The organism is Nostocoides australiense Ben110 (assembly GCF_001050535.1).
GTDB lineage: Bacteria > Actinomycetota > Actinomycetes > Actinomycetales > Dermatophilaceae > Nostocoides_A > Nostocoides_A australiense.
In genome coordinates, this window is sequence record NZ_HG764815.1 from 2,680,158 (window position 1) to 2,685,263 (window position 5,106).

Consider the following 5,106-nt stretch of genomic DNA (forward strand, 5'->3'; position numbering starts at 1 on the left):
ATGTCGAACCACCCCATGTCGAACCACCCGATTGTCGGCTCGCCGCCTGCCACCGCACGTCGAGCCCACACCGGCGGATGTCACCACGTGGGGGATCCGTCGCCGGCCATCGCCCAAGTCGTGACACGAACCGCCCGGCTTCGTCTCGAGTCGGGCAATCGGGCACGCCGGATCGCCCAGGTTGTGACACGCGCTATGCGGGTCGTCGGCGAGGTCGTCGAGGGCGTGGAAAGGTAAAGACCGCGCAAGAACTTGGCAAAGTTTCTCCAGCTTCTGTGGATAACCCCTCACTCACCGAGCGGGATTCGCCGACCTCGCCTATGGTCCCGGTCAAACCCGAGGCGCAGGGGGCCTCGGGAAGACCTCTCGGGGAAGGGGGGAAAGAGATGGACGCTGCGGTGGCGCTGATCGAGAGCGATGTGCGCGAGCACATTCGGCGTTCCGATCTGGACCCATTGGCCGACGCCCACGAGATCCGCCGGGTCGTGCGGGACGCGGTCGCCGACTACGACGACCGGTCGATCAGCGGCGGCCTGCCGCGCCTGTCCGACCTCGACGCCGCCGCCCGCGCGATCCTCGACTCGGTCGCGGGATACGGTCCGCTGCAACAGTATTTCGACGACCCAGCCGTCGAAGAGATCTGGATCAACGAGCCCTGGCGCGTCTTCATCGCCCGCAACGGTGTGTCCGAACTAACCCCGACGATGCTCACCGACGAGGCGGTGCGCGACCTGGTCGAACGCATGCTTCGCACCTCCGGCCGCCGGGTCGACCTCAGCTCGCCGTTCGTCGACGCCGTCCTGCCGGACGGCAGCCGCCTACACGTCGTCATTCCCGACATTACGCGGGCTCATTGGTTCCTGAACATCAGAAAATTCGTCGCAAAAGCCGACAAGCTGGAAGATCTTGTCCGCCTCGGCACTTTGACACCAGAGGCCAGTCGTTTCCTCGAAGCCGCTGTCGTTTCCGGCCTCAATGTCTTGGTCGCGGGCGGCACTCAGGCGGGCAAGACGACCCTGCTCAACTGCCTGGCCGCCGCCGTGCCACCGCGGGAGCGGATCGTCACGGTGGAAGAGGTCTTCGAACTGAAGATCCCCCAACGCGACGTCGCTGCGATGCAGTGCCGCCAGCCCAGTCTGGAGGGTAGCGGCGAGGTGCCGTTGCGGCGGCTGGTCAAGGAGGCCCTTCGGATGCGCCCATCGCGCATCATCGTCGGCGAGGTGCGCCAGGCCGAGTCCCTCGACCTCCTGATCGCGTTGAACTCCGGCCTTCCCGGCATGGCGACGGTGCACGCCAACAGTGCCCGCGAGGCCGTCATCAAGATGTGCACCCTCCCGTTGCTGGCGGGTGAGAACGTCGGCAGCCGGTTCGTCGTCCCGACCGTCGCGTCATCGATCGACATCGTGGTGCACACCGGATTGGACCGTGACGGCAAGCGCCGGGTGCGCGAGATCGCCGCCATCCCGGGGCGCTGCGAGGGCGATGTCGTCGAGATGGCCGATCTCTTCGTGCGCCGCGGAGGCGAACTGCGGCGTGCCGATGGCTTCCCGCCTCACGCCGACCGTTTCGAGGCGAGCGGGTTCGATCTCGCGCAGTTGCTGCGGTCGGGGGTCTGACATGCCACCGGTACTCGTGGGACTGATCCTGGGTCTTGGCCTTTTTTGCATCTGGTGGTCCTTTTGGCCGACGGAGGAGTCGGCGGCCACGACCACAGGGCGCGGTCGCAGCCGGATCGATCGCCTCGGGGACGACTTGGTGCAGGCCGGGTATGCCGCGGTCGGGCCCCGCGCCCTCCTCGCCACCTGCGCGCTGACCGGGGTGCTCGTCTTCGTCCTCTTCTACGGGATGGTGTCGGTGGCATCGGTGGCCTTGTCCTTCGGACTGCTGGCGTCGTATGCACCCATCGCCCTCGTGCGTGGGCGGGCTCGCCGGCGCCGGGCGGCTCTGCGCGACCTTTGGCCGGATGCCGTGGACAACATCACCTCCGGTGTGCGGGCGGGTCTGGCGTTGCCGGAGTCGTTGGTGCAGTTGGCGATTCGCGGCCCGCTCCCCCTACGTCCGGCATTCCAGCAGTTCGCCGAGGACTATCGGGTCAGCGGCCGCTTCAACGACAGCCTGGACCGTCTGAAAGCCAATCTCGCCGACCCGGTCGGCGACCGGCTGGTTGAGGCGCTGCGCATGGCGCGCGAGGTCGGCGGCTCGGATCTCGGGCGGCTTCTGCGCACGCTATCGGGCTTCCTGCGCGACGACGCGCACGCGCGCAGCGAGTTGGAGACCCGCCAATCGTGGACGGTCAATGCCGCCCGCCTGGCGGTCGCTGCCCCGTGGATCGTGCTGGCACTCATGTGTACTCGCCCGGAGGCCGTGCAGTCGTTCTCGACCGCGACCGGTGCCCTGGTGCTCGCGGGCGGCGGAACGTGCACCTTGATCGCCTACCGGATCATGGTCCGGATCTCGCGGCTGCCTGAGGAAGAGCGGGTGCTCGGATGAACGTCATCGAGCGCGTCGGCATCGGCCAGTGGGGAGCGCTGACCGGCCTGTTCTTCGCATCCGGGGTGCTGCTGATCCTTCGGCACCTGCGCGCGCAGCGCCGGCCCACCTTGGAGGCCCGCCTGGTCCCCTACCTCATCGACACGGTCGGGTTCACCCGCCTACGCGATCGAACGGTCATCTCCCCCGCCGGGGTCTTGGCGGTGCTGGGCCGACCGATCGTGCGAGACGGAGCCAGGCTCGTCGAACGCCTTCTCGGCGGCGCCGATTCCGTGCGCTCCCGCCTGGTCCGCGCGGGCCGCCAGCCGGATGTGGATCGCTTCCGCGCCGAACAGGTCCTGGCCGGCGTCGCGGGCGGGTTGGCAGGCGGCCTGCTGGGCGTTCTGCTCGCCGTCGGCGGCAACGGGGGTCCGCTCATGCTGCTGTGGCTCACCGGCCTGGGCGCGCTGGCCGGTGTGGTGGCGTGGGACCAATGGCTCACGCGTGCGGTCACGAGGCGCGAGGCGCGCATGCTCGCCGAATTCCCAACTGTGGCAGAGCTTCTCGCGCTCGCTGTCGGTGCAGGCGAGGGTGCCGTCGGGGCACTCGAAAGGGTATGCCGCCTCTCCAAGGGCGAACTCGCCACCGAACTCGGCCGCTGCCTTGGGGACGCCCGGTCCGGCGCCAGCCTCCCGCGGGCGCTGGGTGGTCTCGCCGAACGCACCGGTCTGACATCCCTCAGCCGTTTCGTCGACGGCGTCGTGATCGCCGTCGAACGCGGCACCCCGCTGGCGGATGTCCTGCGGGCGCAAGCCCAGGACGTTCGTGAGGAGGGACGCCGCCAACTGATGGAGACCGGCGGCAAGAAAGAGATCGCCATGATGATCCCGGTCGTCTTCCTCGTCCTGCCCGTCACCGTCCTGTTCGCCGTATTCCCCGGCTTCGACTTCCTGAACTTCTCCATGTGACACCAACGCTCAATCGAGCACAACCGAGAGGAAACGCTATGTCCGAGAAGATGATCAAAGCTCACATCCGCCTCGTCGACGGCCTGCGCCGAGCCCTCGCCGACCGCGAGGGCCAGCGCGGCGATGTGCCCGGCTGGGTCCTGATCACCATCATGACGGCGGGCCTGGTCTCGGCGATCTGGTTCATCGCCGACGAACGGCTCAAGTCCCTGATCGGCGACGCCCTTGACGAGGTCAGCCCGTCCGGAAACTGATGATGCGCAGCCTGGGCTCGCGGGCACCGGGCGGGAACGAGGGAGTCGAAACGGGCGCGGCGATCGCCGACTTCGCCATGGTGACCGGCCTGCTGATGTTCGTGTTCGCCGCCGTCTTCCAGCTCGGGCTGACCCTGCACATTCGCAACACCCTGATCTCGTGCGCCGCCGAGGGCGCACGCGTCGGGGCACGTGTCGATGCGGCACCGGGAGATGCCGTGGCGCGCACGACCCAGATGATCGACTCGGCGATCTCGTCCCGCTTCAGCCAGAACGTGACGTCCTCCACCGAGTCGGTCGACGGCGTCGACGTCGTCGTCGTGCGCGTCACCGCTCCCTTGCCGCTCATCGGTCCACTTGGCCCGGACAACGAGTTGCACGTCACCGGACGCGCCTTCGAGGAAGCCCAATGACCTTCCTGCGCAACCGATTCGCGATGGAACGGGCGCGACCACGATCCGGGGCCGAGGAGGCTTCCGCGATCGTGGAGTTCGTCTTCCTCGGTGTTCTGCTCCTCGTGCCGCTCATCTATCTGACGATGATGATCGCCCGCGTCCAGGCCGGGTCGTATGCCGTGGCCCAGGCCGCCCGCGAGGCCGGCCGGGCCTTCGTCACGGCAACCGAGGAGGGCAGTGCCGATGCCCGGGCGCGCGCGGCGGCGGCCATCGCCTTCGAGGACCAAGGCTTCGGCGGGGACGGCGGCAGCGTCGAGATCCGCTGCTCCGCCTCGCCGTGCCTGACCCCCGAGAGCAGCATCGAGTTCCGGGCGACGGTCAGCGTGCCGCTGCCACTGGTGCCGGCGTTCGCCCGCGATGTCGTGCCGCTCGAGGTCCCCGTGTCGAGCACCCACGTGCTGACCATCGATCGCTTCCGGGAGGCCGGATGAGACGCCGGCGACCACCCGAAGAGATCGATGCGGAGGCGGGCGGCATCACGATCTTGATCATCGGGCTGACCTGCATCGCGCTGCTGCTGATCCTGGGCATCATCACGGTGACCAGCGCCCAGCTGGCCCGAATTCGCCTGCTCGATGCCGCCGATGCTGCCGCCCTGGACGCGGCCGACAGCATCGCGGAGCGGGTCTACGACACCGGGGTCGGGACGGCCGTGCCGCTCGACGACGGGCAGGTGTGGGCAGCGGCTGCGGCCAACCTGGCGTCCCGCCCGATGCCCGACCGGATGCAGGCTTGGACGATCGCCCCGGGCACCGGATCGCCGGACGGGAGCACGGCGGTGGTCCGCATCACCGGGACGGCCGAGTTGCCCATCTTGAGCAGCGCCGCCGAGTTCGTCGGCCGCAGCATCACGATCACGGTCGAGTCGCGGGCCCGCGCCGACGTCAACCTGCCGGCGGCGCCGCGCCGGGCTCCCTGACGGGCACGGAACGCCGAGCGGCCGCGACCCGGGCATCGATG

At 68.9% G+C, this 5,106-nt stretch carries 7 protein-coding genes; all 7 read left to right on the forward strand.

Annotated elements, in window-relative coordinates:
- Positions 1 to 386: 386 nt before the first annotated feature.
- Genes BN11_RS12885 through BN11_RS12915 form a run of 7 tightly spaced genes read left to right on the forward strand, consistent with a single transcriptional unit; the run spans position 387 to position 5,065 of the window.
- Positions 387 to 1,616: a CpaF family protein gene (locus tag BN11_RS12885; RefSeq protein ID WP_048698306.1), complete on the forward strand. Its 1,230-nt coding sequence runs from the start codon at positions 387 to 389 to the stop codon at positions 1,614 to 1,616.
- A 1-nt stretch (position 1,617) separates the two neighbouring features.
- Entirely contained in the window at positions 1,618 to 2,490 is an 873-nt protein-coding gene (locus BN11_RS12890; protein WP_048698308.1) for a type II secretion system F family protein, read from the forward strand.
- Positions 2,487 to 3,437, forward strand: a complete 951-nt coding sequence (locus BN11_RS12895) for a type II secretion system F family protein (RefSeq protein WP_048698310.1) — start codon at positions 2,487 to 2,489, stop codon at positions 3,435 to 3,437. The genes BN11_RS12890 and BN11_RS12895 overlap by 4 nt, the downstream gene beginning before the upstream one ends.
- A gap of 38 nt (positions 3,438 to 3,475) precedes the next feature.
- Positions 3,476 to 3,691 (forward strand): hypothetical protein, encoded by a 216-nt coding sequence (locus tag BN11_RS12900; RefSeq protein ID WP_048698312.1) that lies wholly within the window; start codon positions 3,476 to 3,478, stop codon positions 3,689 to 3,691.
- A complete protein-coding gene (locus BN11_RS12905) occupies positions 3,691 to 4,104 on the forward strand; it encodes a TadE family protein (protein WP_235435464.1) in 414 nt (137 codons plus the stop codon). Before BN11_RS12900 ends, BN11_RS12905 begins: the two co-directional genes overlap by 1 nt.
- Complete coding sequence (locus BN11_RS12910) at positions 4,101 to 4,577, forward strand: hypothetical protein (protein ID WP_048698314.1); 477 nt, start codon at positions 4,101 to 4,103, stop codon at positions 4,575 to 4,577. The genes BN11_RS12905 and BN11_RS12910 overlap by 4 nt, the downstream gene beginning before the upstream one ends.
- Entirely contained in the window at positions 4,574 to 5,065 is a 492-nt protein-coding gene (locus tag BN11_RS12915) for a pilus assembly protein TadG-related protein (protein WP_053084098.1), read from the forward strand. Before BN11_RS12910 ends, BN11_RS12915 begins: the two co-directional genes overlap by 4 nt.
- Positions 5,066 to 5,106 lie beyond the last annotated feature (41 nt).

Coding starts and splice junctions, on each gene's coding strand:
- BN11_RS12900 (WP_048698312.1), top strand. CDS start 3,476: ATGTCCGAGAAGATGATCAAAGCTCACATCCGCCTCGTCGACGGCCTG.
- BN11_RS12905 (WP_235435464.1), top strand. CDS start 3,691: ATGATGCGCAGCCTGGGCTCGCGGGCACCGGGCGGGAACGAGGGAGTC.
- BN11_RS12890 (WP_048698308.1), top strand. CDS start 1,618: ATGCCACCGGTACTCGTGGGACTGATCCTGGGTCTTGGCCTTTTTTGC.
- BN11_RS12915 (WP_053084098.1), top strand. CDS start 4,574: ATGAGACGCCGGCGACCACCCGAAGAGATCGATGCGGAGGCGGGCGGC.
- BN11_RS12910 (WP_048698314.1), top strand. CDS start 4,101: ATGACCTTCCTGCGCAACCGATTCGCGATGGAACGGGCGCGACCACGA.
- BN11_RS12895 (WP_048698310.1), top strand. CDS start 2,487: ATGAACGTCATCGAGCGCGTCGGCATCGGCCAGTGGGGAGCGCTGACC.
- BN11_RS12885 (WP_048698306.1), top strand. CDS start 387: ATGGACGCTGCGGTGGCGCTGATCGAGAGCGATGTGCGCGAGCACATT.